The sequence below is a fragment of the Actinomadura sp. B10D3 genome (assembly GCF_039871695.1).
Classification (GTDB): domain Bacteria; phylum Actinomycetota; class Actinomycetes; order Streptosporangiales; family Streptosporangiaceae; genus Spirillospora; species Spirillospora madurae.
Genome location: NZ_JBDPLY010000035.1, coordinates 37,639 through 63,208 on the forward strand (window position 1 = coordinate 37,639; position 25,570 = coordinate 63,208).

The window sequence follows — 25,570 nt, forward strand, 5'->3', positions numbered from 1 at the left end:
CCGCGGCTACACCGAGGTAGCGCATGGCCATCAGCGTCTTCGACCTGTTCAAGATCGGTATCGGACCGTCGTCGTCCCACACGGGCGGCCCGATGGCCGCCGCGCACCGTTTCGCCCGCGGCCTCGGCCAGGACGGCCTGCTGGAGAAGACGGCGTCCGTCCAGGTCGTCCTGTACGGCTCTCTCGGCCTCACGGGGAAGGGCCACGGCAGCGACAAGGCCGTCATCCTCGGCCTCGAAGGGGACAAACCCGAACTGGTCGACGTCGACCGCGTCGACGAACGCCTCGCGGCGGTCCGCGAACGCGGCGCCCTGCGCCTCTTCGGCGACCAAGACATCCCCTTCGTGGTCAACGAGCACCTGCATTTCGAGCGCAAGAAATCCCTGCCGGGCCACCCCAACGGCATGCTCTTCACGGCCCTGGACGCCTCGGGCGGAGAACTGCGCTCGAAGGTCTACTACTCCGTCGGCGGCGGCTTCATCGTGGACGAGAACGCCACCGGCGCCGACCGCATCAAGCCCGACGACACCGTCCTGCCCCACCCCTTCGAGGCGGCCGCCGAACTCCTCCAACGCTGCCGGGAGACCGGCCTGTCGATCTCCGCGCTGATGCTGGAGAACGAGAAGGCGTTCGGCCGCACCGCCGCCGAGATCCACGAGGGCCTCCTCGACCTCTGGCACGTGATGCGCGCCTGCGTGACCCGGGGCTGCACCCGCGAGGGCCTCCTGCCGGGCGGCCTGAAGGTCCGCCGCCGCGCCCCGCAGCTCCACCGGCAGCTCTCCACCGAGAAGGCCTCCGACCCCCTCCACGCCATGGACTGGGTCACCCTCTTCGCCCTCGCCGTCAACGAGGAGAACGCCGCCGGCGGCCGCATCGTCACCGCGCCCACCAACGGCGCCGCCGGCATCATCCCGGCCGTCCTCCACTACTACGACCGCTTCGTCCCCGGCTGCGACGACGACGGCGTCGTCCGCTTCCTGCTGACCGCGGGCGCGATCGGCGTCCTGTTCAAGCAGAACGCGTCCATCTCCGGCGCCGAGGTCGGCTGCCAGGGCGAGGTCGGCTCCGCCTGCTCCATGGCCGCCGCCGCCCTCACCGAGGTCCTCGGCGGCACCCCCGAGCAGGTCGAGAACGCCGCCGAGATCGGCATCGAGCACAACCTCGGCCTCACCTGCGACCCGGTCGGCGGCCTCGTCCAGGTCCCCTGCATCGAACGCAACGCCGTGGGCGCCATCAAGGCCATCAGCGCCGCCCGCATCTCCCTCCGCGGCGACGGCCGCCACTTCGTCTCCCTCGACAAGGCCATCAAGACGATGCGCGACACCGGCCGCGACATGCTCGACAAGTACAAGGAGACGTCGCGGGGCGGCCTGGCCGTCAACGTCATCGAATGCTGACGCCGCGGCACCGCCCGGGAGTATCCGGCGGCGTGCGGCGTACGTCGTCTGCGGTAGTGCGGGTGTCTCCTCCGAGCAGATGTCCAGCTGGGGGCTCCTAGCAAGACTGGCGTGCAGTCGATTCGAGGAGAAAGCCCCATGCGCGCCCTGATGACTCGCACGGAGACGACGACGCCCCGTCCGATGTGGCCGACGGACATGCCCGCCGGACTGATGCTGGCCTTGGTCGCCGTCGGACTGCCGAGGACCATTCTCGCCGACCTGGACATCGTGGAGCCGGAAAGCGGTCTGCTGTACTACTTCCTGGCCCTGACCCCGTTCGCCGTCTGGCTCGCGGTGGCGGTCTTCCGCAGGACCCGCAAGCCGTTCATGGACTTCCTCGTCCTCGGTGGGCTGTACGCGCTCTCGCTGTCGATCGTCCACCAGGTGCTGTGGAATGCGGCCGCGGGGTACGGGAACAAGCCGACGGCCGGCGCGGTGAACTTCGCCGAGAAGTTCGGCCCGGCGTTCCAGGAACTCGCCCTTCGCGGCTACACGGTAGGGATCGCCACGATCATCGGCGTGGGCACGGGCCTGATCTTCGCCGCCATCGCCGCCACGGTCCGCCTCGTTCGCACCCGCTGAGAGGTTCCTCGGTCGCCGGGAGTAGGTCCTGCGCCCCATGTGCGGCTCGAATCTGCTGGCTAGGGTCGGCACTCATGCAGACCACGGGCACTGTTCACCGCGAGACGGCCGAGCGTAGGCGCGACACCTTGGAACGGCTCAGGACCGAGCGGGACATATGGGTGGCGACATCACATCCTGAGCACGGCCCGCACCAGATCCCGCTGTGGTTCGTGTGGGACGGGCAAGCGGTGTGGATGTGCACCAGCGCCTCTTCCGTGACCGCGCGCAACGTCCGCGAGGAGCCGCGCGTACGCCTGGCCCTGCCGGACACCCTCGACGTGGTGCTCCTCCAGGGCGAAGCGGAATGCTTCCCAGACCAGGATGTGCCCGCGGACGCAGCGAACGCCTTCACCGCCGAATTCGACTGGGACCCGCGTGCGGCAGAAGACGCATTCCTTTACATTCGCGTGGCGCCGAAAGTAGTGCGCGCCTGGCGCGGCGAACCGGAACTGCGCGGCAGAATGATCATGCGCGACGGCGCCTGGCTGGATTAACATCCGCCTCTTCACGATCAGCGGCGCCGGACGTTACCGCCCATGGTTGACCTGTCGTGCGTTGTCACCGACTTGCACCCTTCGGCCACCGTGACGTTGTGTGTGGCCGCGTCCAGCCGCGCCAGAACTTCGGCGTCGCCCTCCGCACCCCGATCCAGCAGTGCCCTGACCAGCGGGTCCTCCCCCGTGTCCGGGACGTTCTCGTGCTCCGCGAGAGTGATCTCGACAAGGCCCGCCAGACGGTCCTGGCAGGGACGCGCAGGGCGCAAGCGCGAGCGCCGGGCGGCTCTTCGGCTCTATCCGGTTTCATGTGCAGGTGGGGGCGTGTGATGATCGGCGACATGCCGGTCGATGCGCATCTTCTCGCGATCTTCTTCGTGACCTCGGTCGTCGCCATGGTGATCCCCGGGCCCGACATGCTGTTCATCCTCGGATGCGGGATGCGCGGCGGCGCGCGGGCGGGGCTGCTCGCCACGGCCGGGGTCGCGACGAGCGAGGCGGTGCACGTCGCGGTGGCCGCAGCGGGGCTGGCCGCACTCTTCGCGGCGGTGCCGGTCGCGTTCACGGTGGTCCGAGTCGTCGGTGCCGCCTATCTGATCTACCTGGGCGTGCAGACCCTGCGCCACCGGAACGACATGGACGCGACACCGGCCGGGGTGTCGGGACGCCGCGCCTACCTCAACGGGCTGGTGACCAATCTGCTGAACCCGAAGATGGTCACCTTCACGATCGCGTTCCTGCCCCAGTTCATCGATCCGGCGCTCGGGCACGTGTGGGCGCAGTTCGCGATCCTCGGCGCCATCCTGATCGCGCTGGAGTTCCTCGTGGACGGCACGGTCGGCGTCCTCGCGGGACGGATCGGCGACTGGCTGCGCCGCCGACACACCGCCCGCCGCCGGCTCAACGTCACGGTGGGAACCCTCTTCATCGGCCTAGGCGCCCGCCTGGCCGCAGAACGCTGAACCGAGAACGCGGACCGGTGAACGTCTCGACCACCGGCCGTCAGCAGCCAGCACGCCACCGCCACGCACCGGGCACCGCCGCCCCCCGCCCGGACGACCGGGTCCAATGGCGGGCCGCCCACCGCGTAGAACCCGGACGGGACGGGCCGCGCCCGCACTTCTCGGCCCGATGACGATCATGCCGACCCGACGGTCAGGCGGTCCGGGCGCCTCGGCCGGTCGGGGAGTGGGCGCCCTGGCGGGCCTCGTTGCCGCAGTAGCGGCAGATGACCAGGGGGTTGACCGGCTCGCCGCAGGAGTGCTGCCACTGGACGGGCGGGTCGTCCGGATGCAGGTGCCGGTCGCCCCAGGCCATCAGGACGAGCAGCACGTCGCACAACTCCACCCCGGCGGGCGTCAGGTGGTACTCGTAGCGGGCCGGGTGGTCGCTGTAGCGCTCGCGGCGGATGATGCCGTTCGCCTCCAGCTTGCGGAGCCGGGACGTGAGGATGTCTCGGGACGCCCCCGTGTTGTAGACGATCTGGTCGAAGCGCCGCACGCCGTAGCTCAGCTCCCGGATCGCCAGCAGGCTCCAGCGCTCGCCGACCAGGTCAAGGGTGTCGGCGATCGAGCATTCGCGCGGGTCGGCGTCCTTCGGCATACGGAAAAGCCTAGTCGTCAGAGCCGTTCGACGATCGTGGCGTTGGCCAGGCCCCCCGCCTCGCACATGGTCTGGAGGCCGAACCGCGCGCCGCGGTCTTCGAGGGCGTGGAGCAGCGTGGTCATGATGCGGGCGCCGCTCGCGCCGAGCGGGTGGCCGATCGCGATCGCGCCGCCGCGCACGTTGACGCGCGCCAGGTCGGCGCCGGTCTCGCGCTGCCAGGCCAGGACGACCGGCGCGAACGCCTCGTTCACCTCGAACAGGTCGATGTCGCCGAGGGTGAGGCCGCCGCGCTTCAGGACCTTCTCGGTCGCCGGGATGATCGCGGTGAGCATCAGCAGCGGGTCGTCCCCGGTCACGGCGAACGCGTGGAAGCGGGCGCGCGGGCGCAGGCCGAGGCGCTCGGCGACGTCCGCGCCCATGACCAGGACGGCGGCGGCGCCGTCGTTGATCGGGGAGGCGTTGCCCGCGGTGACCCGCCAGCCGATCTCAGGGAAGCGCTCGGCGGTCCGCTCGTCGTAGTAGGCGGGCTTGAGGCGGGCGAGGATCTCCGGCGAGGTCCCAGGGCGGACGGTCTCGTCGCGCTGCCCAGCCCAGGCGACCTCCCGGTCGAACTCGCCGTTCTTCCACGCCTCGGCGGCACGGCGGTGCGACTCGTTGGCGTAGGCGTCGAGCTCCTCGCGGGCCAGGTCCCAGCGGGCGGCGATCAGCTCGGCGCTGATGCCCTGGCCGACGAGGCCGCCCGGGTAGCGGTCGGCGAGCATCGTCCCGAACGGGTCGCTGCCGGGCAGGACGCTCGACCCCATCGGCACCCGCGACATGGACTCGACGCCGCATGCGATCGCGATGTCGTAGGCGCCGCTCTGCACGCCCTGCGCCGCGATGTGCAGGGCCTGCTGGGACGAGCCGCACTGCCGGTCGACGGTCATGGCGGGGACACTCTCGGGGAACCCCGCGGCGAGGACCGCCGAACGGGTGATGTTGAGCGCCTGGTCGCCGGCCTGGGTGACGACGCCGCCGATGACGTCGTCGACCGCCGCCGGGTCGATGCCCGCGCGCTCGACCAGCGTCGTCAGCGTCCGCGCCAGCAGGTCGGCCGGGTGGTCGCCGTGCAGGGCCCCGTCTGGCTTGCCCTTGCCCACCGGAGTGCGCACCGCCTCCACGATCACCGCGTCCCGCATGACCCACCTCCGTTGTCTTCTCCAACTCTTTCTCGCAGTATCCGACCTAAAGGTTGGAAAACACAACCCACTGCCCCTGGTGAGTTGGGTAACACAACGAAACAGGAAAACCCGGGGGCCGCAGCGCATCGCCGCGTCCCCCGGGCCGTCGGGCCGCTCAGCGGGAGGGGCCCATGCCGTGGTCCGTCTGTCCCTTCCATACGTCGAAGAGCCCCTTGGCAGAGCCGCCCAGACCTGCACAATCGGACAAGCGTGCCTCCTCGGTCTCCTTGACGTCGCGTTCCCTTCGGACATTAGCGGCGCATGCCGCCATAGACCCCAAACGGCATGTCAAGGGCCCGTCAAGCATCGGAGGGCGTCGCCCGACCGTCTCCCGATCAGCCCTTGAACATCTCGCGCATCTTGCGGGCCGCATCGCCCGGTTTCTTCTTCTGCCCCTTCCCCGGGGCCTCCTCGGCGCTGGACGGCCGCCTCTCGCGATCGCGCTCGGTCTCCGGCGTCTTGCCCGCGCTCTCGCCGGGCTTACCAGGCTTGTCGCTCACGACAACTCCCCCGATGTCGGTTCACTGTCGTCCCATAGGTACCCCGTTCACCCCGGGTAGAAGCGCACCTCCGGGCGTCCCACCTGGCCGTAGTGGGGCTTGCGGTACGCGAGGCCGTTCTCCGCGAGGTACTCCAGGTAGCGGCGCGCGGTGACACGGGAGACACCGGTGAGGTCGGCGGCGGCCGCGGCGGAGAGGCCGTCGGCGGCGCCGGCCAGCACGTCCGTGACGGCCTGGAGCGTCTCGCCGCTCATGCCCTTGGGCAGCGAGCGGTGATCGGGGGTCCGGAGCGTGGCGAGCATCCCGTCCACGTCGGCCTGCCCGCTGACCTCCCCCGTCCCGACCGCCTGCTCACGGAACCGCGCATACCGGACGAGCTTGTCGCGCAGCGACGCGAACGTGAACGGCTTCAGCAGGTACTGGACCACGCCGACCGACACGGCGGTGCGGATCACCGCGAGGTCCCGGGCGGACGTGACGGCGATGACGTCCACGTCCCGTCCCCCGGCGCGCAGCGCCCGGCAGACGGTGAGGCCGTGCGTGTCGGGCAGGTAGAAGTCCAGCAGCACGACGTCGACCGGGGTGCGCTCGCAGAACCGCAGCGCGTCCGCGCCGGAGTGGACGACCCCCGCGACGGTGAAGCCGGCGACGCGTTCGACGTAGGTGCGGTGCGCCTCCGCGGCGACCGGGTCGTCCTCGACGATGAGCACCTTGATCATCGCTTGTCCCGGGGCAGCCGGACGGTGAACACGGCGCCGGACTCGCGGCCCGCGCCGACCGTGACCTCGCCGCCGTGCCGCCGGACGGCCTGGCCGACCAGCGCGAGCCCGAGCCCGTGCCCGACCGGTCCGGTGGACGACTTGGTCGTCCAGCCGCGCCGGAACATCGCGGGCACGGCGGACGGGTCCACGCCCGGCCCGCTGTCGGACACCTCCAAGACCAGCTCCCCTTCCTGCTCGCGCGCCGCGACGACGACGCGCGGCGGCCGGTGGGTCGCGCTCTCGATGGCGGCGTCCACCGCGTTGTCGATCAGGTTGCCGAGGATCGTGACCAGGTCGCGGGGCTCGATCACGGCCTCGATCACGGCGTCCTCGGCGATGACGAGCTCGACGCCCCGCTCCCCCGCCTCCGCGGACTTGCCGAGCAGCAGCGCGGCCAGCACCGGCTCGGTGACCGACCCGACGACCCGGTCGGTGAGCCGCTGCGCGGTCTCCAGCTCGGCGGTCGCGAACTCCACGGCCTGCCCTGGACGGCCCAGCTCCACGAGCGACACCACCGTGTGCAGCCGGTTCGCCGCCTCATGCGCCTGGGAACGCAGCGACTCGGCGAACCCGCGCACCGTGTCCAGCTCCCCCGTCAGCCCCTGCAACTCGGTGTGGTCGCGAAGCGTGACGACATTCCCCATCGCCCGGTCCCGCGACCGGACGGGCGAGGTGTTCACGACGAGCACCCGCGTGTCAGCCACGTGGATCTCGTCCGACCGCGGCTCCGGCGACATCAGGGTGGCCACAAGCTCCTCCGGCAACCCCAACTCGGTCACCAACCGCCCCTGAACATCGCCCGCGGCCGCAACCCCCCGAGCCCGGCCCCCGTTCTCACCACCCCACCGCGACCGATCCCCCACACGCCCCCGCGCAGCCGACCCCTCCGCCCCACGCACCACACCACGCCGCCCCGCAGGCTCCACTCCAGAGTCTGCGGCGGTCTCCGTCCCGGTCTCCGCATCGCGCCGTTCCGCAGGGCCCACGCCCGGCTCCGCCGGCCCTCGCGCCACACTGGGCCGTTCCACTCGCTCCGCGCCCGGGTTCAAGACGGCCTCCGTTTGCGGCGCATTGCGCCGGTCTGCGGGTTCCGTGGCTAGGTTCGTGGTGGCCTTCGTCGTGTGCGGCGTATCGCGTCGTTTCGTTGGGTTCTCGTCCGGGGGCGCGGCGGCATTGGGGTCGCGCGCTGCGCCAGTCCGTTCCGTGGGTTTTGTGGCGGACTTCGGCTCGGGTACTGCACCGCGCCGTTCGGTCAGGTCCAGGAGGTCGCGGGCGGCGTCGTTGCAGAGGACTACCCGGCCCGTGCGGTCGAGGATGAGGAGGCCCTCGCGGACGGCGTGGAGGATCGCCTCGTAGTAGTCGAACATCTGGCGCAGCTCGTCCGGGGCCACGCCGCGGGTCTGGCGGCGGAGGCGGGCGGAGACCAGGTAGCTGCCCACCATGCCGACGGCGAGGACGACGGCCGCGACGACGGCGAGGGAGAAGAGGCGCTGGCGGAGCTCGGCGGAGATCGCCCGGATGGTGATGCCGACCGAGACGAGCGCGACGACGCGGCCGTCTTCGCCGAAGACGGGGGCCACGGCGCGGACGGACGGGCCGAGCGTGCCGGTGTAGGTCTCGGTGAAGGTGCGGCCGGCGACGGCGGGGGCGGTGTTGCCGACGAACGTGCCGCCGATCCGGGACGGGTTCGGGTGGGTGTAGCGGATCCCGGCCGGGGTCATGATCGTGATGAAGTCGACGCCGGTGTCGTGGCGGACGCGTTCGGCGTACGGCTGCAGGAGCCGGCTCGGCTGGGGGTCCGCGAGCGCGGCCTGCACGTTCTGCGAGTCGGCGATGCTCGACGCGAGCGCCGTCACCGTCTGGCGGGCGGTGTCGTCGGCGGCGCGGCCGGAGTCCAGGTACGCCAGGATCGCGCCGGCCGCCACGAGCAGCCCGACGATCGCGGCCTGCAGGACGAGCAACTGCCGCGCCAGGCTCCAGCGGCCCGGCATCGCCCATCGGGGACGCCGCATCTGCCTTCTCTCCGTTCGGACACCACCGTGAACGAAATGTACACAAGGGTGACCCCCGTCACAGAACCGCGCATAGTCACGGGTGCAGCACACCCCACCCCCCGCCGACCCATCGCCTGACCTGCGAGCCTTACCGGGCTCGGGCGCCCATCGTGTGCCTGCGCCGGCCCCAGCGGCGCAGGGGCGCCCGACGGGGCGGCGGTCGCCCCGGCCGGGACCCGTGCCTCACCGGTCCCGGCCGGGCGCCGCCCTCGCGGCCGGGCGCCGTTCCGGTGGACGGAAGGAGTTCCCGTGTCCGACACCGCCGACGCCCGTCCGAAGAAGGACCGCGTCCACTACCTGTATCTCGCCGTGGTCGCGGCGGTGATCGCCGGTGCCGCCGTGGGGCTGGTCGCCCCGGACTTCGCGCAGGAGCTGAAGCCGGTCGGCACCGCGTTCGTGAACCTGATCAAGATGATGATCTCGCCGATCATCTTCTGCACGATCGTGCTCGGCATCGGGTCGGTGACCAAGGCGGCGAAGGTGGGCAAGGTCGGCCTGGTCACCATCGTCTACTTCATGGTGATGTCGACGTTCGCGCTCGCGATCGGGCTCGTGGTCGGGAACGTCCTGCACCCGGGCGACGGCCTGCACCTGGATCCGTCGTCGGTCGCGGAGGCCAAGGAGCAGGCGAAGGGCAGCGAGGGCACCACCGACTTCCTGCTCGGCATCATCCCGTCCACGCTGGTGTCGGCGCTGACGGAGGGGCAGGTGCTGCAGGCGCTGCTGGTCGCGCTGCTCACCGGGTTCGCGCTGCAGGGCCTCGGTCCGGCGGGCGCGCCGATCCTGCGGGGCATCGAGCATCTGCAGCGGTTGGTCTTCCGCATCCTCTGGATGATCATGTGGGCGGCGCCGGTCGGCGCGTTCGGCGCGATCGCCGCGGTGGTCGGGTCGAGCGGCTGGGACGCGCTGAAGAGCCTCGCGGTGATCATGCTCGGGTTCTACGCGACGTGCGTGGTGTTCGTGTTCGTGGTGCTCGGCGCGATGCTGTGGGCGGTCAGCCGGATCAACGTGTTCGCGCTGCTGCGCTACCTGGCCCGCGAGTTCCTGCTGATCCTGTCGACGTCGTCGTCGGAGTCGGCGCTGCCGCGGCTGATCGCGAAGATGGAGCACTTCGGGGTGAGCCGCCCGGTCGTCGGCATCACCGTCCCGACCGGGTACTCCTTCAACCTGGACGGCACCGCGATCTACCTGACGATGGCGACGCTGTTCATCGCGTCCGCGCAGGACCAGCCGATGTCGATCGGCGCGCAGATCCCGCTGCTGCTCTTCATGATCGTCGCGTCGAAGGGCGCCGCGGGCGTGACCGGGGCCGGGCTCGCCACCCTCGCGGGCGGGCTCCAGTCGCACAAGCCCGCCCTGGTGGACGGCGTGGGCTTCATCGTCGGCATCGACCGCTTCATGTCCGAGGCCCGCGCGCTGACGAACTTCGCCGGCAACGCGGTCGCCACCGTGGTGATCGGGACGTGGACGAAGGAGTTCGACGCCGAGCAGGCCCGCCGCGTCCTGTCCGGCGAGGACCCGTTCAACGAGGCCACCCTGCTGGACGACCACCACGGGGTGCCCGAGAAGCCGGTGCCCGAGCAGCGGCCCGCCGCCACCACCGTGGCGGACGGCGCGCGGGCCTGACAGGCCGGCCGTCCAGCGCCGGCGTTCGCGCCCCGCTCCCGGCGCTGGGCGGCCTCACGCGGGCGGGACCAGAACGCCCGGGTTGAGGATGCCCGCCGGGTCGAGGGCCGCCTTGGCGGCGGTGAGCGCGGCGGCGAACGGGCCGGGACGCTGCCGGTCGTACCAGGGCCTGTGGTCCCGGCCGACGGCGTGGTGGTGGGTGATCGTGCCGCCGCTCGCCGCGATCGCCTCGGAGACGGCGGTCTTGATCTCGTCCCACTGGGCGACGGTGGAGCCCCAGCGGCCGGGCGCGTAGACGCCGAAGTAGGGCGCCGGGCCGTCCGGGTAGACGTGGGTGAACCGGCAGGTCACGACGCCGTCGCCGGCGACCTCGCGGATCGCCCGCCGGGCCGCGCCGGTGACCGCGCGGTGCAGCTCCTCGAACCGGTCCCAGGTGCAGGCCGTCTCGAACGTCTCGACGATCATCGAGTGCCGGGCCAGCGCGTCCCGCTGGTAGGGCATCCGCAGGAAGGACGACCGCCAGGTGTCGCCGGCGCTCTCCCCCGCAGGCTCCTCGGGCACCTCGCCGCCGTGGTCGCGGCACAGGTCGAGGGCCTGGTCCAGCGACGCGCGCACCGGAGGGCCCGCGGACTCGAAGCCGAGCAGGAGCAGCCCGCCGCCGACCCCGGCGCCGGTGTTGATCAGCGCTTCGGCGGCGTCGAGCAGCCGGCAGTTCGCCGGGTTCAGCCCGCTCTGCGCGACCGCCCGGGTGGCCGCCACCGCGGCGCCGTAGTCCGCGAACCGGACGGCCGCCTTCGCCCGCCGGGTGGGACGCTCCTGGACCCGCATCCACGCCTCGGTGATGATCCCCAGGGCGCCCTCGCTGCCGAGGAAGAGCCCGTCCGGGGACGGCCCGGCGCCGGAGCCCGGCAGCCGCCGCGACTCGCCGGCCCCGCTCGGCGTGACCACGCGCATCGACTCGACGAGGTCGTCGATGTGCGTGTAGAGGGTCGCGTAGTGGCCGCCGGACCGGGTCGCCAGCCAGCCGCCGAGCGTGGAGAACTCGAACGACTGCGGGAAGTGCCGGAGGGTCAGCCCGTGCGCCCGGAGCCCCTCCTCCAGCCGGGGCCCGAACACGCCCGCCTGGACGCGCGCCGCGCGGCTCACCGGGTCGATCTCCAGGATCCGGTCCAGGCGGGCGAGGTCGACGGTGACCGCGGGCCCGTCGAACCGCGGCTCGACGCCGCCGACCACCGAGCTGCCGCCGCCGTAGGGGATCACGGCGATGCCGGCGCCGCCGCACCAGTCGAGCAGGTCGACCAGGTCGCGCTCGTCCCGCGGCCGGGCGACGAGGTCCGGCACGTGCCGCAGGTCCCCGTGCAGGTTGCGGACGACGTCCCGGAACGCCTTGCCGTGCGCGTGCGCGGCCCGGTCCTCCGGGTCCGCCGAGCAGAGGCCGGCGAGCGCGTCCGGCGCCCGGACGCGCGGGTCCGGCAGCCCGAGCTCGCCGATGCCGGGCGGTTCGTGACCGGTCGGCTCCCCGGACGTCAGCGCCCGGACCCGGGACAGCAGCGCGTCGAGTTCCGCACCGCGCACCGCGTCCTCGACCGAACCCCATCCCCACCACGACCGCGCCATCCCCGCTCCCTCCTCCGACCCGGCCCATTGTCCCCGCTGCCGCCCGGGCGGCGCGGACACCCGGGCGGGCGCGGGTGGTGGAGTCAGGCGGTTTCGAGGTGGGGGTGGTGGCGGCGGCGGTCGGTGGCCGGGCGGAAGCGGATCACCACTGGGAGGTCGGGCATGCCGACTGCGGCGCGGTAGCGCTCTACCGGGCCCGCGCCCAGTTCCCCGTACACCTCGCTGACGAGGGTGTCGCTCGCGCAGGACACCGTCAGCCGGAGCCGCGGTCGGTCGGCCGTTCCGGTGAGGCGGACGCGGGTGTCGTGGACGCCGGGCAGGCCGCGGGCGTCCAGGGTCAGGTCGGCCGCGGCGGTGCGGGCGCGGGCGCGGGTCTCCGGGTCCAGGTCCGGCCACCAGTGGTGGACGGCGGCGCGGCACTGCATGACCAGCCACAGCTGGCCGGCGAGCGCGAGCAGTTCGGACGCGCCGGCCGCGGCGGGCAGGAACCAGCCCGCGTCCCCGGCGAACGCGCGCAGCGCCGGGTCGAGCAGCGGGCGCGACGACACGGCGCCGGACGCGTCGAAGGCGCCGAGGCCGGCGGCGAGGGCGGACGCGCCGGCCAGCAGCAGCACCGCCCCGGTGGCGGCGATCGGGATCCTCATCGTCAGTCCTTCCGCCAGCGGAGCCGGACGTCGACGTCGGGCCGCCGCATCGGCTCGATCGCGTCCAGCCGGGTCTCGACCGCGGTCCGGACGAGTTCGGCGATGTTCGCCGGGTTCCGGTACCCGGTCGCCGCCCGGACGACGACGCCGCGGCGGAACGGGCCGAACCCCCGGACGCGGGCGCGCTCGATGCCGGGGACGTCCAGCGCCGCGTCGGCGAGCGTCCGGCGGAGGGCCGCCCGGCCGATGACGCCCGCCATCCGCGGATCAGGCGCGGCCAGCGGCACGCCGCGCGGGCGGCCGGGCAGTGCGGCCAGCAGGAACGCGATGCCGAGCGCGGCCATCCCTCCCGCCACCACCAGGACGTTGGGGTCGTTCCATGAATGGCGGCGCAGGACGTCGGCGACGGCGGCGACGCCCGGCACCGGGTGGACGGCGGAGCCGAGCGCGCCGGCGAGCAGTTCGATCGCGGCCACCCCCGCGGTGGTGGTCACCAGCAGCGCCGCGGCGGCGCCCGCGAACGCGCGGCGGGGCCGCAGCTCGCGGACGGCGAGGCGGCAGGCCCGCCGCCTGGCCTGCTCCTCCTCGATCAGATCCCTGACCAGCGTCTCCGCCATAGCCACCCCCGTGGGCCGTCGGCACTTCCGACATCATCACCCATGGTGCGCCATCGTCACGCTGAGTGAAACACGCCATGCCGACGCGGGTCAGCGGAAAACGACCGTCCGGTCACCGTTGAGCAGGACGCGGTGCTCGGCGTGCCACCGGACGGCGCGGGCGAGGGCGAGGCATTCGACGTCGCGCCCCACGGCCACCAGTTCCTCCGGGCTGTGGGTGTGGTCGACGCGGGCGACCTCCTGCTCGATGATCGGGCCCTCGTCGAGGTCGGCGGTGACGTAGTGCGCGGTCGCGCCGATCAGCTTGACGCCGCGCGCGTGCGCCTGGTGGTAGGGGCGGGCGCCCTTGAAGCTCGGCAGGAACGAGTGGTGGATGTTGATGATCGCGCCGGGGAGCTTGGCGCAGAAGTCGTCGGAGAGGATCTGCATGTACCGGGCGAGGACCACCAGGTCGACGCCGTAGTGCTCCACCAGCGTGAGGATCTCCGCCTCCTGGGCGGCCTTCCCGCCCGGCCCGACCGGCAGGTGGTGGTAGTCGATGCCGTACGACTGGGTGAGGGGCCGCAGGTCGGGGTGGTTGGACGCCACCGCGACGATGTCGATGTCGAGCAGCCCGGACCGCGTCCGGTAGAGCAGGTCGTTCAGGCAGTGCCCGCCCTTCGACACCATGATCAGCACGCGCGGGCGCTCGGCCAGCGGGTGCAGCCGCCACTCCAGCCCGAGCTCCGGGACGAGGGAGCCGAAGGCGCCGCGCAACTCGTCGGGGTCGGTGTCGTCCAGGGTCGCGAACTGCACCCGCATGAAGAAGGTGCCGGACTCCCCGTCGCCGAACTGCTGGCTCTCCACGATGTTGCACCCGCGCTCGGCGAGCAGCCCCGAGACGGCGGCGACGATACCGGGCCGGTCGGGGCAGGACAGGGTCAGCACGTACTCGTTCACAGGTCTCACTCTCGCGTGTGAGAAGCGGCAGCTCAGGAAGGGTGCTTCGAGCTTACGCGCTCCCCCGCCCCGGCGCCGGGGAGCCGCCGCAGCATGTCGCCGCCGTGAGGCCCGGCGAGGGGGGCATGTGACCGGCTTGTCTACTGGTGAGTAGTTTGCGGGCTCGTATTGAGGTTACCTTTGCCGTCATGCGGCGAATCGCGCTCGTGACGATGGCGGTCGTCCTCCTGCTCGCGGGCTGCACCGAGGAGCCCGCGGAGAAGGGCACGGCGGAGGGCCGTCCGGCGAAGGTCGACGGCATCCCCACCTCCGAGGGCACGCACAAGCAGAAGCTCGACGTCGGCACGATCGGCCACCGGGAGTACCTGCTGCACGTCCCGGCCAAGGTGGCGGACGGGACATGGAAGGACGGCAGGCCGGCGGACCCGCCCCCGCTCGTCATCGCCCTGCACGGCGGCCTCGCGAACATGGGCACGATGCGAGACCTCACCGGGTTCGACGAGCAGTCGGACGAACACGGCTTCCTCGTCGCCTACCCCGACGGGTTCATGACCACGTGGAACGCGGGCGCCTGCTGCGGCGCGGCGAAGATCGGCGACATCGACGACGTCGGCTTCCTCACCACGCTGATCGACAAGATCACCGAGGCCGGGCTGGCGGACCCGAGGCGCGTCTACGTGACCGGGTTCTCCAACGGCGCGGGGATGGCGTACCGGATGGCCTGCGAGCGGCCGGGCAAGGTGGCGGGCATCGGCGTCGTGGAGGGCGCGCTGGTCACCCCCTGCGACCCGGACCGGCCGGTGTCGGCGATGATCTTCCACGGCACCGCGGACCGCAACGTGCCCTTCAACGGCGGCGGGCACCGGGACTTCAACGACCGGCGCCCGTTCCCGCCGGTGTCGGAGGCGGTCGACTTCTGGCGTAAGGTCGCTGGACTGCCCGAGCCGCGCAGGCGGGTGAAGGCGGCGGACGGCGACACCGAGTGCGGGAGTACCGGCGAGGGCGCGCGGGGCGTCGCGGTGACGTTCTGCAAGATCAACGGCGGCACGCACCGGTGGCCGGACGGCGCCACCGCGATGCTCTGGGACTTCTTCGACTCCCACCCCCGCACGGGCTGACCGACGGGATATGAGGGCTTTTCACATTTTCCCGCTATGGTGGGTGACGTGACGAGCATCAACCTCCGGGACCGCTACGACGCCGCGACGGCCGCGATCGAGGCGCCGTTCGCCGTCGTCGACATGGCGGCCTTCCGCGCCAACGCCGCCGGCCTCGTACGCCGCGCCGCGGGCAAGCCGATCCGCGTCGCCAGCAAGTCGGTGCGCTGCCGGGCGCTCCTGGAGGACGTCCTCGCGATGGACGGCTTCTCGGGGATCATGGCGTTCACCCTCCCGGAAGCGCTCTGGCTGGCCGCCGAGGGCGTCGGCGACGACATCCTCGTCGCCTACCCGACCGCCGACCGCACGGCCGTCGCCGCGCTGGCCGCCGACCCCGCCGCCGCCCGCGCCGTCACGCTGATGGTCGACTGCCCCGAGCACCTCGACCTGATCGAGTCCGCGGCCGGCGACCGGCGGATCCGGCTCTGCATCGACATCGACGCCTCCTACCGTCCGCTCGGCGGGCGCGTCCGGATCGGCGCGCTGCGCTCCCCGCTGCGCACCGCCGCCGAGGTCGGCGCGTTCGCCGAGCGGATCCTCAAGCGGCCCTCGCTCGACCTCGTCGGGCTGATGGCCTACGAGTCGCAGATCGCCGGCGTCGGGGACCTCCCGCCGGGGCGTCCCGCCCGGGGCCGCGTCATCCGCGCCATGCAGCGGCAGTCCCGGTTCGAGCTGGCCCGCCGCCGCGCCGCGATCGTCCGGGCCGTCCGCGAGCTGACCGACCTGGAGTTCGTCAACGGCGGCGGCACGGGCAGCGTGGAGACGACCGCCGCCGAGCGCGCCGTCACCGAGGTCGCCGCCGGCTCCGGCCTCTACCAGCCGCACCTGTTCGACCAGTACTCCAACTTCACCGGACGGCCCGCCGCCCTGTTCGCGCTGCCCGTCGTCCGGCGCCCCGGGCCCGGCGTCGCGACCTGCCTCGGCGGCGGCTACCTGGCGTCCGGGCCGGCCGACGCCGTCCGCCTCCCCCAGCCGTACCTGCCGGCCGGGCTGTCCTACGACGGCAACGAGGGCGCGGGCGAGGTGCAGACGCCGCTGCTCGGCCGGGCCGCCGACCTGCTGTCCATCGGCGACCGCGTCTGGTTCCGCCACACCAAGGCCGGCGAGCTGTGCGAACGCTTCGACGCCCTCCACCTCATCGAGGACGACCGCCACACGCGCACCGTCCCCACGTACCGGGGCGAAGGCAAGACCTTCCTCTGACCGGCCCCTCACCACCGTCTAGGTTGGGGGCATGGGAGACGCTCCGGTGACCGACGTTCGGGGAGAGCCGCGGTGAAAATCGCGATCATCGGGGCCGGCAGCGGCTACATGCCGGGCGTCATCCGGGGCCTGCTGCACCGCGCGGACGACCTCGCCGGCACCGAGCTGGCGTTCCACGACGTCGACACCGCGCATCTCGACGTCATGACGCGGCTGGCCCGCGGCATGTTCTCCGCGCGCGGCGCCGCGTTCACCGTCGAGGCGCACACCGGCCTCAAGCCCGCGCTGAACGGCGCGTCCTACATCTTCACCACGTTCCGGCCGGGCGGGCTCGCCGCGCGGCACCTGGACGAGTCGATCCCGCTCGAGCACGGCGTCGTCGGGCAGGAGACAGCCGGGCCGGGCGGGTTCCTGATGGCGCTGCGGTCGGTGCCCGTGCTGCTGGAGATCGCGTCGGCCGCCGATCCGGGCGCCTGGATTGTCAACTACACCAACCCCACGAACATCGTCACCGACGCCGTGGCGCGCACCACCGGCGCGCGCATCATCGGCCTGTGCGACCAGTTCATCGGCGACACCGAGATGTGGGCGGACCTGCTCGGGCTCCCGTTCGAAGGGCTGGAGGCCGACTGGATCGGCCTGAACCACGCCACCTGGGCGCAGCGGCTCCGGCTCGACGGCCGCGAGCTTGACGTCCCGCTGCTGCTGGACGGCCTGGAGGTCCCCGGCGACGGCGCGACGCCGTGGCGCGACCCGTCCCGCATGGCCGAGCTGGCGAAGGCGCTCGGGTTCCTGCCGAACTCCTACTCCAAGTACTACTTCTTCCACGACGAGGTCGTCGGGGAGCTGCGCGCGAAGGGCACCACCCGAGCGCAGGACATCCTCGCCATGCTGCCCGGCTACTACGAGCAGGTGGCCGCGGAGTCGCGGAAGGCCGACCCGGACCCGTCCCGCGAGCGCGGCGGCGGCGAGCACGGGGAGTTCGCGGTGGACGTCATCTGCGCCATCCACCGCGACGAGGGGCGCCGGATGATCGTCAACACCCGCAACGGCGGCGCGGTCCCCTCCCTCGACGCGGACGCGATCGTCGAGGTCCCGTCGCTGGTCGGGCGGTCCGGGCCCGTCCCGCTGACGATGGGCGCGCTGCCGGGCCCGGTGCGCGGCCTCACCCAGGCGATCCACGCCTACGAGCGGCTGGCGTCCGAGGCGGCCGTCACCGGCGACCGCCGCACCGCGCTGCAGGCCCTCATGGCGCACCCGTTCGTCCGGAGCAAGCACACCGCCGAGCACATCCTCGACGAAGGCCTCGCGGCGCACCGCGCCCATCTCCCGCAGTTCGGCTGAACGGCACAGGTCCCGGCTCCGTACTCCATGGCGTGGGAGGAACGGATTGCGGGGCGTACCGGATCGGCCTCGGCGTCTATGCCATCGGACGGCTGGCGGGCGCCGAGGCCGACGAGCTGTCGGCGCACCTGCGCGGCTGCCCGCCCTGCCGCGAGGAGCTCGCCGAGCTGCGCGGCGTGGCCGAACTCCTCACCTACTCCGCCCGGCAGTGGGGCGGCGTGATCCCGGCACGCCGAAGCGCCGGCCGCAAACCGCGGACCGGCGCCTCCAGGATCGGCCTCAGCGGCGCCTGCGCCTACGGCGCCACAGGACCAGGGCGGTCACGGTGACGGCCGCGGCGGCGCCCGCGAGCAGCAGCCGCTTGTCGAGCTGACCGCCCTCGCGGTCGTCCTCCTGGTCCTTGGCCTCACCGGACGGGCGCACCAGCGCGCCGACCGCCTTGGCGACCTGGTCCGCCTCTTCCCTCAGCCGCTCGGCGCCCCGCTGCGCGACGTGCTTGGGGTTGAGCCGGTCGGCGAGCTCGTCGACGGTGCGGGCCAGCTCCTGGCGGCGTAGCTCTATCTCCCGTTCCAGCGCCGCGGGATCGCGGCTCCTGTCAGCCATGCCGTGTCCTTATCGTGTCGGGCGGACTCGTGCGGGACGAACCATGACGAGCCAAACATGATCCGAACAGTGTGGCAGGTCTTCCCGCCGGACGCCCGCCACATCCCAGCCGGTACGGTGGTGTGCCACCATCCGAGCGAAAGGCGGGACAGGGTGTCCGAGCGGCTGCAGCCGGGCGACGTCGCCCCCGAGTTCGAGCTTCCCGACGCCGGGGGCGTCCCGGTGTCGCTGTCCTCGCTGCGCGGCAAGCGCGTGATCCTGTACTTCTACCCCGCGGCGATGACGCCCGGCTGCACCAAGGAGTCGGTCGACTTCGAGGGGAGCCTGCCCGAGCTGGAGGACGCGGGCGTCACCGTCGTCGGCATCTCCCCCGACAAGCCCGCCAAGCTCGCGAAGTTCCGGGAGAAGGAGGGGCTGACCTTCCCGCTCCTGTCCGACCCGGACGCCGAGGTCCTCAAGGCCTACGGCGCGTACGGGGAGAAGAAGCTGTACGGCAAGGTCGTCGTCGGCGTCATCCGGTCCACGTTCGTCATCGGGGCGGACGGCAGGATCGAGAAGGCCTACTACAACGTGAAGGCCACCGGGCACGTCGAGCGCCTCCGCCGCGACCTCGAGGTCTAGCAGCGCACCCGCCAGGAAGCCGGTCGGCAACGCACCAGGCCCGCGCCGAGCGCGGGCCTGGTGCGGGCGGGGGGATTCGAACCCCCACGGTGTCGCCACCAACAGGACCTAAACCTGCCGCGTATACCTGATTTCGCCACGCCCGCGGGCGCCTCCGTCCGGAGGCGCGTTCAGCTTAGCGGCTGTTCCCGGACGGCGCGGCGGGTCGTCCACCGGCCGGGAGCGCGGCGCCCCGCCCGGCCGCCCCGGCGGCGGGAACGGCGGCCTCGCGCCGGGGCGCGCGGTACAGCACCGCGACGATGACCGCGGTGACGGCGAGCGCGATCGACGCGGTGAGGAACGCCGACTGGACGCCGTCGCCGAAGGCCGCCCGCGCCTGGTCGGCGACCTGCGGTCCGATCCGCAGCGCGACCGCCAGGGACGACTCGGCCTGCTCGGCGACCGGACCCGGCAGGGAGTCCACGTTCAGATTCGCGCGGTACGTGGACTGCAGGATGCTGCCGAGGACGGCGATGCCGAGCGCGCCGCCCAGCTCCCGGGCGAGGTCGTTCATCGCCGAGCCGACGCCCTGCTTCTCCACGGGCAGCGCGTCGGTGATGGATGCGGTGGACGGGGTCATGGCGAGCCCCATGCCGGCGCCGAACGGGACGAGTCCCGCGAGCAGCAGCCAGTAGGTGCTGTCCTCGTCCAGCAAGGAGAAGATCAGCATCGCGAGGGCGACGAGGAGCAGGCCGGCGGTGATGACGCGGCGCGGGCCGAGCCGGCCGGCGAGCCGCGGCGCGACGCCCCGGGCGAACGGCATCATCGTCAGCGCCATGGGCAGCAGGCTGAGCGCGCCCACCAGCGCGCTGTCGCCCTTCACCAGCTGCAGGTACTGCAGGACGATGAAGACGAAGCCGAAGAAGGCGAAGAACTGGAGGGTGATCGTGAGGGCGCCCGCGGAGAACGCCCGGATGCGGAACAGCCGCGGATCGAGCAGCGGGTTCTGGCGCTTCAGCTCCCACAGGACGAACCCGGCGAGGATGACGACCGCGGCGGCGAGGCCGAGCAGCGTGCGCGGGCTGCCCCAGCCCTCCACCGGCGCCTCGATGATCGAGTAGACGCCGGCGCCGAGCCCGGCGACCGTGATCACGGCGCCGGTCAGGTCGAGGCGCGGCGCGTCCGGCTCGGCCGACTCGGGGACGACGGCGAGCGTGGCGACGAGCGCGACGGCGGCGAGCACGACGTTCATCCAGAACACCGACCGCCACGACCACGCCTCCAGCAGGCTCCCCGACACCAGCAGGCCGAAGATGCCGCTGGCGCCGGCGACGCCGGCCCAGGCGCCGACCGCGCGGGTGCGCTGCTCGGCCGGGAACGTCGAGGTGATCGTCGACAGCGTCGCCGGCATCACCAGGGCGGCGCCGACGCCGAGGACGCCGCGCATCGCGATCAGCCAGTTCGGGTCGCTCGCGAGCGCCGCGGCGGCCGAGCCCGCGCCGAAGACGACGAGTCCGGCGGCGAGCGCGCGGCGGCGCCCGTACCGGTCGCCGATGGCGCCGCCGAGCAGCAGCAGCGCGGCGAACACGAGCGCGTACGCGTCGATGATCCACGCGAGTTCGGTCAGCCCGGCGTGGGTGTCGCGGGCAATGGACGGCACCGCGGTGTTGAGGGATGCCACGGCCGACACGACCGTCGCGAGGGACAGCATCACGGCCGGCAGCACCGCGCGATGGACGGTGCTCGGCCCTTCCTTGCCGGTGGCCATGAGAAGCCTCCTGAGTAGGTCTTTCAGTGCTCTGCGTCTCCTCGACCCTGGCCTCCGGCCCGGCTATATTTCAACTGTGATGAATAAATCCGGAGCGTCCCGGGGCCGCCGCCGCGGCGGCCCCGACACCCGGGAGGCGATCCTCGCGGTGGCCCGGCGCCGCTTCCTCGCCGACGGGTACGCCGCGGTCACTATGCGGTCCATCGCCGCCGAGGCCGGCGTCGACGCCGCGCTGATCAGCTATTTCTTCGGGTCGAAGCGGGGGCTGTTCGCCGCGGTGCTGGGCCTGGTCGCCAACCCTCCCGACGTGCTCGCGGGCGCGCTGCCCGGCGACCCGGCCACGCTGCCCGAACGCGTCCTGGAGGCGCAGCTGTCCGTGTGGGACGACCCCGAGAAGGGCGGCCCGCTCGTGTTCCTCGTGCGCAACGCGGTGCACGACCCGGAGCTGACCCGGCTGGTCCGCGACCTCATCGAGCGCGAGATCATCGGCCGCATCGCCGAGTACGCGGGCGGCCCGGAGGCCCAAGCGCGCGCCGCGGCCTTCGGCACCCAGCTCGCCGGGCTGATCTTCGTCCGCTACATCATCGGCGTGGAACCCGTCGCGTCGATGCCGCGTGATGAATTAATCCGGCACCTCGCCCCGGGGCTCCGTGCCGCCCTGTTCCGCCCTCGGCGGCGCCCTCCGGCGCGGAGATCCGCCCGTCGCGGCGGTTAGGGACGCACCGCCGTGCGGGTTCCGGTCGGGACGGCCGGCGGCCGCCCCAGTATGTGAAAAGAAGGTCTCGGCAGGCGGGGGAAAGCCGTCCTACGCTGGACGGGTCCGTCCGCCACGCGCAGTCGGTGACACCATGACCACACTCCCGGCGGGCACCGCCGCGAGCGACACCTTCACCCACCTTCTGCTGCCCTTCGACGGGCTGGAGCAGTTCCTCGCCGGCGCCGTCCCGTTCCTGCGCGCGGGCGTCGACCAGAGCGACCGCGTCCTCGCGGTGTGCGGGACCGCCCGGGAGGCACTGTTACGCGACGCGCTCGGGCCGGCCGCGGGCGGTGTCGAGTTCACCGAGGCCGCCTCCTGGTACGAACACCCGTCCCGGACGCTGTCGGACTGCCTGAGCGACGCCTGCGACACCGCGCGGCAGGGGCGCCGGCTCCGGCTGCTCGGCGAACCGGTGTGGGCGACGCGCCCGCCGCTGGAGGTCGTCGAATGGCAGCGCGCGGAGGCCGTGCTGAACATCGCGTTCCGCGGCACCGGGGCCGCGATCATGTGCCCGTACGCGGCCTCGCTGCCGGCGTCGGTCGTCGCGGCCGGGCGCAAGACCCACCCGGAGACCGTGCGGGGCCCGCGGGCCGTCGCCAACCCCGGCTTCCTGAACCCGTGGACGTTCTGCGGCCAGTGCGACGACGAGCCGCTGCCCCCGCCGCCCGCCGACGCCGCCACGCTGGACATCGACCGCCCCGACCTGTACTGGCTGCGCGCCTACGTCGCCGACTGCGCGCGGCAGACGCCGCTGCCCGAGGAGGACCGGCAGCGGCTGCTGGTCGCGGTCACCGAGATCGTCACCAACGCGCTCCGGCACGGCGCGGCACCCATCGTCCTGCGCCTGTGGACGGACGAGCCGGACGGGACGCCCGCGCTGGTCTGCGAGGTGACCGACAAAGGACGGTGGGCGCCGGGCACCGGGTTCGGGCTCGTCCCGCCGACACCGGGCGGCGCCGCGTCCGGCGGCCGGTTCGGGCTGTGGGCGGTACGTCTCCTGTGCTCCGTCGTCCAGATCCGGACGGGAGACGACGGCACGGCGGTCCGGCTCCGCCTCACCCTGCCGAACCCACCTGACCACGTCCGGATGGACGGAGCGTGAGGAACTCCATGCGTTGGGCTTCCAAATGCGACCATCCGGCGTACTCTGAACGAATCCGCACTACATCCGATGGGCAGGCCATGGAGACACCCTGGTTCGCCAAGCGCCCTGTGAGCGACGTCCGGCCGGGAGACCACGGCTGGCTGGCCTACAGTGGCCCGGAAGAGCGCGACCGGATCATCGAGCCCTTCATCCAGGAGGGCCTGCGAACCCGAGAGAAGGTCGTGTGCGTCACCGACACGCCGCCCGAGCGGCTGCCGGGCCTCGGGACCGCGCACCGGGTCGACGTGCACGAGCACCTGAGATCGGGCCAGCTGCGGGTGATCACACGGCCGGACGCGTGCCTCGGCCGGAACGGCGCCTTCGAACCGGCCAAGATGGCCGACACCATCGGCCGCGAGGTCGGTGCGGCGTTCGACCAGGGCTTTCGCGCCGTCCGGCTCACCACCGACTACAGCTGGCTGCTGGACCGGCCCGGATCATCCGACCTCAGGTTGATGCTGGGCTGCGAGCACCGGGTCGGCGACGCCGTCTCGCCGAGCACCATGGCGATGGCGATCTGCCAGATCGACCGGCGCGCGTGCCCTCCCGACCAGCTCATCGCCCTTCGCGACACACACGAGGTCCTCGTGGAAGTGAACCCCGAATTCGATGACGGGATCCTGAAGATAGTGCGCACATTCGAACCGGACGGGCTGCGCGTCGAAGGGGAGCTGGACGCCGCCCGGCACTCGGTGTTCGCCGAGAAGCTGTCGCAGGTGCGGCACGGCGGCGGCAGCGTCCACCTCGACCTCTCGCGGCTGGGCTTCATCGACCTCGGCGCGCTGCACCTGCTGGCCCGGCACGCCACCCGGCTGCCCGCCGACGCGTCGCTGGTCCTCGACCACCTTTCGCCGGACGTGGAGCACGTCATCGAGATGGTCGGCTGGCACCGGCTGCCCGGCCTCGCCCGCGGGCGAGGGATCCCGCAGACGGGAGGCCTCTGCTGATGGCGCTGGAGCACAGGGCCTTCCTGTACGGCGGCACCGACGAGTTCCTCTCGGTCACCGTCCCGTACCTGAAGGCCGGCCTCGAACGGGACCAGGCCGTCGTCGCGGTGGCGCGCGAGCCGAACCTGACCGCCCTGCGCGACACGCTCGCCCCGTACGGCGGCGCGATCGACTACATCGACTCCGCCGTCTTTTACGAGCACCCCGTCCGCACGCTTCGCGACTACCAGAACATGGTGCGGGAGAAGGCCCCGCGCCCGGTGTGCGCCCTCGCCGAACCGGTCTGGGACGGGTGGAGCGAGCGGCAGGCGCTCGAATGGGTCCGCTACGAGTCCCTCATCAACGTCGTGTTCGGGGAGACGGACGCGCGCGCGCTGTGCCCCTACGACACCGAGACGCTGCCCGCGCGCATCCTCAACGAGGCCCGGCGCACCCATCCGCTGCTGGTGACCGGGGGGCACGACGGCGGCAACAGCGAGTACGTCGACCCTGTCGTGTTCGGGGCGGGCTGCGACCGGCGCGTCCGCCTCGACCGGCCATCCGACGCCGACTACCTGCCCATCGACGGCGCCGACCTGCACGGCCTGCGGTCGTTCGTCGGCGAGCGGGCCCACAAGCACGGCCTGTCCAAACAGGCGGCGCAGAACCTCGTCACCGCCGTTAACGAGGTCGCCGCCAACGGGCTCCAGCACGGCACGCCCCCGATCGGCCTCTGGGTCTGGCAGGACGGCCCCGACCTGATCTGCGAGGTCGGCGACCACGGCTTCTGGCATCCCGCGCCCGGACCGCTGACCGGCTACGTCCCGCCCGACTCGGCGCTCCAGCGCGGCTTCGGGCTCTGGACCGTCCGCCTCCTGGTCGACCTGATGGAACTGCGCACCGGCTGGGACGGCACGTTCGTCAGGCTCCTGGTTCATTCGTAACGCCGGCGGGCGGAGGCACCACCGGGGTCGCGCTCGGCTCTATGCCGCCCGGTGAGGCCGGTGAGGCCGGTCCACCCGATCCACCCGGTCCGCTCGGCGAGGGCAGGACGGGCCGACCCGGAGACGTCGGAAGCGGGGTGGGCACGCTCGTGACGCTCGGCGGCGGCTCGGGAGTGCGCCGGGGGTCCGCGGGCGAGGACGACGTCTCGGGCGGTGTCAGCGGGCGCGCGGGCTCGGGCCGTCCGGCGCCGGGCCACAGCAGCACCGCGACCGCCACCAGGACGGCGGCGGTGACGGCCGCCGCCACGCCCGGGAGCGCCCAGCGCCGCAGCCGGGCCCGCCACGCCGGGGCGGTCGCGCGCCCCGCCTCCTGAAACCTGCGGACGGTCCCGGGGTCCGCGTGGATCTCGTCCGCGGCCGCGCGGTAGTGGTCGCGCAGCAGGGCGTCGAGCTCGTCGTTCATGCCCGGCCCTCCGTCATGTGCTCCCGCAGCGCCGCCATGGCCCGCGCGGCGTGGCTCTTCACCGTCCCCCGGGAGATCCCGAGCGTCTCGGCGATCTCGTGCTCGCTCAGGTCGCACCAGTAGCGCAGGACGACGACCGCCCGCTGCTTCGCGGGCAGCGCGCGCAGCACCTCGTCGAGGTCGCCCGCGCCGGCCCCAGGCGCGGCGGGCGCGCCCGCGAGCCGCTCCACGTCGGCGACCGACCCGACCGGGGTGTCGCGGCGCCGCGACCGGCGCTTGTTCTCGTCGATCGCGAGGTTGACCAGCACCCGGCGCGCGTACGCCTCCGGGTTGCCGTCCGCGAGCCGCCGCCACCGCCGCACCACCCGCTCGTAGGCGACCTGCAGCAGGTCCTCGGCGAGGTGCCGGTCGTAGACCAGGAACACGGCCGTGCGCAGGAGGCGGCCCGCGGTGGCGGTGACGAACTCGTCGAACGAGCCCTCGGCCCCGCGGACCTCCTCCTCGGTGCTCAACGTGGACAG

General features: G+C 72.7%; 27 protein-coding genes and 1 tRNA gene. 14 read left to right on the forward strand and 14 right to left on the reverse strand.

Annotated elements, in window-relative coordinates; all coding sequences use genetic code 11:
• Nucleotides 1–23 precede the first annotated feature (23 nt).
• From ABGB11_RS36395 to ABGB11_RS36410, 4 genes are all read left to right on the forward strand, one after another.
• On the forward strand, nucleotides 24–1,397 hold the full coding sequence (locus tag ABGB11_RS36395; RefSeq protein WP_347640041.1) for an L-serine ammonia-lyase: 1,374 nt from the start codon (nucleotides 24–26) through the stop codon (nucleotides 1,395–1,397).
• 138 nt (nucleotides 1,398–1,535) lie between these two features.
• Nucleotides 1,536–2,021: a hypothetical protein gene (locus tag ABGB11_RS36400; RefSeq protein WP_347640042.1), complete on the forward strand. Its 486-nt coding sequence runs from the start codon at nucleotides 1,536–1,538 to the stop codon at nucleotides 2,019–2,021.
• 74 nt (nucleotides 2,022–2,095) lie between these two features.
• Nucleotides 2,096–2,557 carry a pyridoxamine 5'-phosphate oxidase family protein gene (locus tag ABGB11_RS36405; RefSeq protein ID WP_347640043.1) on the forward strand — a complete coding sequence of 154 codons (462 nt, stop codon included), beginning with the start codon at nucleotides 2,096–2,098 and terminating at the stop codon, nucleotides 2,555–2,557.
• Between the two features lie 341 nt (nucleotides 2,558–2,898).
• Nucleotides 2,899–3,519: a LysE family translocator gene (locus tag ABGB11_RS36410; RefSeq protein ID WP_347640044.1), complete on the forward strand. Its 621-nt coding sequence runs from the start codon at nucleotides 2,899–2,901 to the stop codon at nucleotides 3,517–3,519.
• Nucleotides 3,520–3,712: 193 nt separating this feature from the next.
• Here ABGB11_RS36410 and ABGB11_RS36415 read toward each other — a convergent pair whose 3' ends face one another.
• From ABGB11_RS36415 to ABGB11_RS36435, 5 genes are all read right to left on the reverse strand, one after another.
• Nucleotides 3,713–4,159 (reverse strand): helix-turn-helix domain-containing protein, encoded by a 447-nt coding sequence (locus tag ABGB11_RS36415; RefSeq protein ID WP_021594860.1) that lies wholly within the window; start codon nucleotides 4,157–4,159, stop codon nucleotides 3,713–3,715.
• A gap of 17 nt (nucleotides 4,160–4,176) precedes the next feature.
• Nucleotides 4,177–5,340, reverse strand: a complete 1,164-nt coding sequence (locus ABGB11_RS36420) for a thiolase family protein (RefSeq protein ID WP_347640045.1) — start codon at nucleotides 5,338–5,340, stop codon at nucleotides 4,177–4,179.
• Between the two features lie 377 nt (nucleotides 5,341–5,717).
• The gene (locus ABGB11_RS36425) at nucleotides 5,718–5,882 is read right to left on the reverse strand and encodes a hypothetical protein (RefSeq protein WP_347640046.1); all 165 of its coding nucleotides are present in this window, start codon (nucleotides 5,880–5,882) and stop codon (nucleotides 5,718–5,720) included.
• Between the two features lie 47 nt (nucleotides 5,883–5,929).
• Nucleotides 5,930–6,601: a response regulator gene (locus tag ABGB11_RS36430; RefSeq protein ID WP_347640047.1), complete on the reverse strand. Its 672-nt coding sequence runs from the start codon at nucleotides 6,599–6,601 to the stop codon at nucleotides 5,930–5,932.
• Nucleotides 6,598–8,655 carry an ATP-binding protein gene (locus ABGB11_RS36435; protein ID WP_347640048.1) on the reverse strand — a complete coding sequence of 686 codons (2,058 nt, stop codon included), beginning with the start codon at nucleotides 8,653–8,655 and terminating at the stop codon, nucleotides 6,598–6,600. The genes ABGB11_RS36430 and ABGB11_RS36435 overlap by 4 nt, the downstream gene beginning before the upstream one ends.
• A 291-nt stretch (nucleotides 8,656–8,946) precedes the next feature.
• Between ABGB11_RS36435 and ABGB11_RS36440 the strand changes: the two genes are divergently transcribed.
• Entirely contained in the window at nucleotides 8,947–10,323 is a 1,377-nt protein-coding gene (locus ABGB11_RS36440) for a cation:dicarboxylase symporter family transporter (protein WP_347640049.1), read from the forward strand.
• Nucleotides 10,324–10,377: 54 nt separating this feature from the next.
• Here ABGB11_RS36440 and ABGB11_RS36445 read toward each other — a convergent pair whose 3' ends face one another.
• The 4 genes from ABGB11_RS36445 to purU all read right to left on the reverse strand — a co-directional run bounded on the left by ABGB11_RS36445 (nucleotide 10,378) and on the right by purU (nucleotide 14,140).
• Complete coding sequence (locus tag ABGB11_RS36445) at nucleotides 10,378–11,940, reverse strand: FAD-binding oxidoreductase (protein WP_347640050.1); 1,563 nt, start codon at nucleotides 11,938–11,940, stop codon at nucleotides 10,378–10,380.
• Between the two features lie 83 nt (nucleotides 11,941–12,023).
• Nucleotides 12,024–12,584 carry a hypothetical protein gene (locus ABGB11_RS36450; RefSeq protein WP_347640051.1) on the reverse strand — a complete coding sequence of 187 codons (561 nt, stop codon included), beginning with the start codon at nucleotides 12,582–12,584 and terminating at the stop codon, nucleotides 12,024–12,026.
• A gap of 2 nt (nucleotides 12,585–12,586) precedes the next feature.
• Nucleotides 12,587–13,201 carry a DUF6286 domain-containing protein gene (locus tag ABGB11_RS36455; RefSeq protein WP_347640052.1) on the reverse strand — a complete coding sequence of 205 codons (615 nt, stop codon included), beginning with the start codon at nucleotides 13,199–13,201 and terminating at the stop codon, nucleotides 12,587–12,589.
• A 90-nt stretch (nucleotides 13,202–13,291) separates the two neighbouring features.
• Nucleotides 13,292–14,140 (reverse strand): formyltetrahydrofolate deformylase, encoded by an 849-nt coding sequence (purU, locus tag ABGB11_RS36460; RefSeq protein ID WP_347640053.1) that lies wholly within the window; start codon nucleotides 14,138–14,140, stop codon nucleotides 13,292–13,294.
• Nucleotides 14,141–14,328: 188 nt separating this feature from the next.
• On the opposite strand from purU, the gene ABGB11_RS36465 reads away from it, so the two are divergent.
• The 4 genes from ABGB11_RS36465 (at nucleotide 14,329) to ABGB11_RS36480 (ending at nucleotide 18,173) form a co-directional block, all read left to right on the forward strand.
• On the forward strand, nucleotides 14,329–15,258 hold the full coding sequence (locus ABGB11_RS36465; RefSeq protein ID WP_347640054.1) for a PHB depolymerase family esterase: 930 nt from the start codon (nucleotides 14,329–14,331) through the stop codon (nucleotides 15,256–15,258).
• A 57-nt stretch (nucleotides 15,259–15,315) separates the two neighbouring features.
• A complete protein-coding gene (locus tag ABGB11_RS36470) occupies nucleotides 15,316–16,500 on the forward strand; it encodes an amino acid deaminase/aldolase (RefSeq protein ID WP_347640103.1) in 1,185 nt (394 codons plus the stop codon).
• A gap of 72 nt (nucleotides 16,501–16,572) precedes the next feature.
• Nucleotides 16,573–17,844: a glycoside hydrolase family 4 gene (locus ABGB11_RS36475; protein ID WP_347640055.1), complete on the forward strand. Its 1,272-nt coding sequence runs from the start codon at nucleotides 16,573–16,575 to the stop codon at nucleotides 17,842–17,844.
• A 32-nt stretch (nucleotides 17,845–17,876) separates the two neighbouring features.
• On the forward strand, nucleotides 17,877–18,173 hold the full coding sequence (locus tag ABGB11_RS36480) for a zf-HC2 domain-containing protein (RefSeq protein WP_347640056.1): 297 nt from the start codon (nucleotides 17,877–17,879) through the stop codon (nucleotides 18,171–18,173).
• Here the strand turns inward: ABGB11_RS36480 and ABGB11_RS36485 are convergent.
• On the reverse strand, nucleotides 18,124–18,447 hold the full coding sequence (locus ABGB11_RS36485; RefSeq protein WP_347640057.1) for a DUF3618 domain-containing protein: 324 nt from the start codon (nucleotides 18,445–18,447) through the stop codon (nucleotides 18,124–18,126). The genes ABGB11_RS36480 and ABGB11_RS36485 overlap by 50 nt on opposite strands.
• A 153-nt stretch (nucleotides 18,448–18,600) precedes the next feature.
• On the opposite strand from ABGB11_RS36485, the gene bcp reads away from it, so the two are divergent.
• Nucleotides 18,601–19,068: a thioredoxin-dependent thiol peroxidase gene (bcp, locus tag ABGB11_RS36490; RefSeq protein WP_347640104.1), complete on the forward strand. Its 468-nt coding sequence runs from the start codon at nucleotides 18,601–18,603 to the stop codon at nucleotides 19,066–19,068.
• Nucleotides 19,069–19,126: 58 nt separating this feature from the next.
• Here the strand turns inward: bcp and ABGB11_RS36495 are convergent.
• A tRNA-Leu gene (locus ABGB11_RS36495) sits at nucleotides 19,127–19,214 on the reverse strand.
• 29 nt (nucleotides 19,215–19,243) lie between these two features.
• Nucleotides 19,244–20,815 (reverse strand): MFS transporter, encoded by a 1,572-nt coding sequence (locus tag ABGB11_RS36500; RefSeq protein WP_347640058.1) that lies wholly within the window; start codon nucleotides 20,813–20,815, stop codon nucleotides 19,244–19,246.
• 79 nt (nucleotides 20,816–20,894) lie between these two features.
• Between ABGB11_RS36500 and ABGB11_RS36505 the strand changes: the two genes are divergently transcribed.
• From ABGB11_RS36505 to ABGB11_RS36520, 4 genes are all read left to right on the forward strand, one after another.
• Nucleotides 20,895–21,530 (forward strand): TetR family transcriptional regulator, encoded by a 636-nt coding sequence (locus ABGB11_RS36505; RefSeq protein ID WP_347640059.1) that lies wholly within the window; start codon nucleotides 20,895–20,897, stop codon nucleotides 21,528–21,530.
• A gap of 133 nt (nucleotides 21,531–21,663) precedes the next feature.
• On the forward strand, nucleotides 21,664–22,674 hold the full coding sequence (locus tag ABGB11_RS36510) for a sensor histidine kinase (protein ID WP_347640060.1): 1,011 nt from the start codon (nucleotides 21,664–21,666) through the stop codon (nucleotides 22,672–22,674).
• A gap of 80 nt (nucleotides 22,675–22,754) precedes the next feature.
• Nucleotides 22,755–23,663, forward strand: coding sequence for an MEDS domain-containing protein (locus tag ABGB11_RS36515; protein ID WP_347640061.1), 909 nt, complete (start codon nucleotides 22,755–22,757; stop codon nucleotides 23,661–23,663).
• Nucleotides 23,663–24,586 (forward strand): sensor histidine kinase, encoded by a 924-nt coding sequence (locus ABGB11_RS36520; protein ID WP_347640062.1) that lies wholly within the window; start codon nucleotides 23,663–23,665, stop codon nucleotides 24,584–24,586. The genes ABGB11_RS36515 and ABGB11_RS36520 overlap by 1 nt, the downstream gene beginning before the upstream one ends.
• On the opposite strand, the gene ABGB11_RS36525 is transcribed toward ABGB11_RS36520, so the two are convergent.
• Nucleotides 24,564–25,049: a hypothetical protein gene (locus ABGB11_RS36525; RefSeq protein ID WP_347640063.1), complete on the reverse strand. Its 486-nt coding sequence runs from the start codon at nucleotides 25,047–25,049 to the stop codon at nucleotides 24,564–24,566. The two genes, ABGB11_RS36520 and ABGB11_RS36525, sit on opposite strands and share 23 nt — an antisense overlap.
• The gene (locus ABGB11_RS36530) at nucleotides 25,046–25,561 is read right to left on the reverse strand and encodes a SigE family RNA polymerase sigma factor (RefSeq protein ID WP_347640064.1); all 516 of its coding nucleotides are present in this window, start codon (nucleotides 25,559–25,561) and stop codon (nucleotides 25,046–25,048) included. Before ABGB11_RS36530 ends, ABGB11_RS36525 begins: the two co-directional genes overlap by 4 nt.
• Between the last annotated feature and the right edge of the window lie 9 nt (nucleotides 25,562–25,570).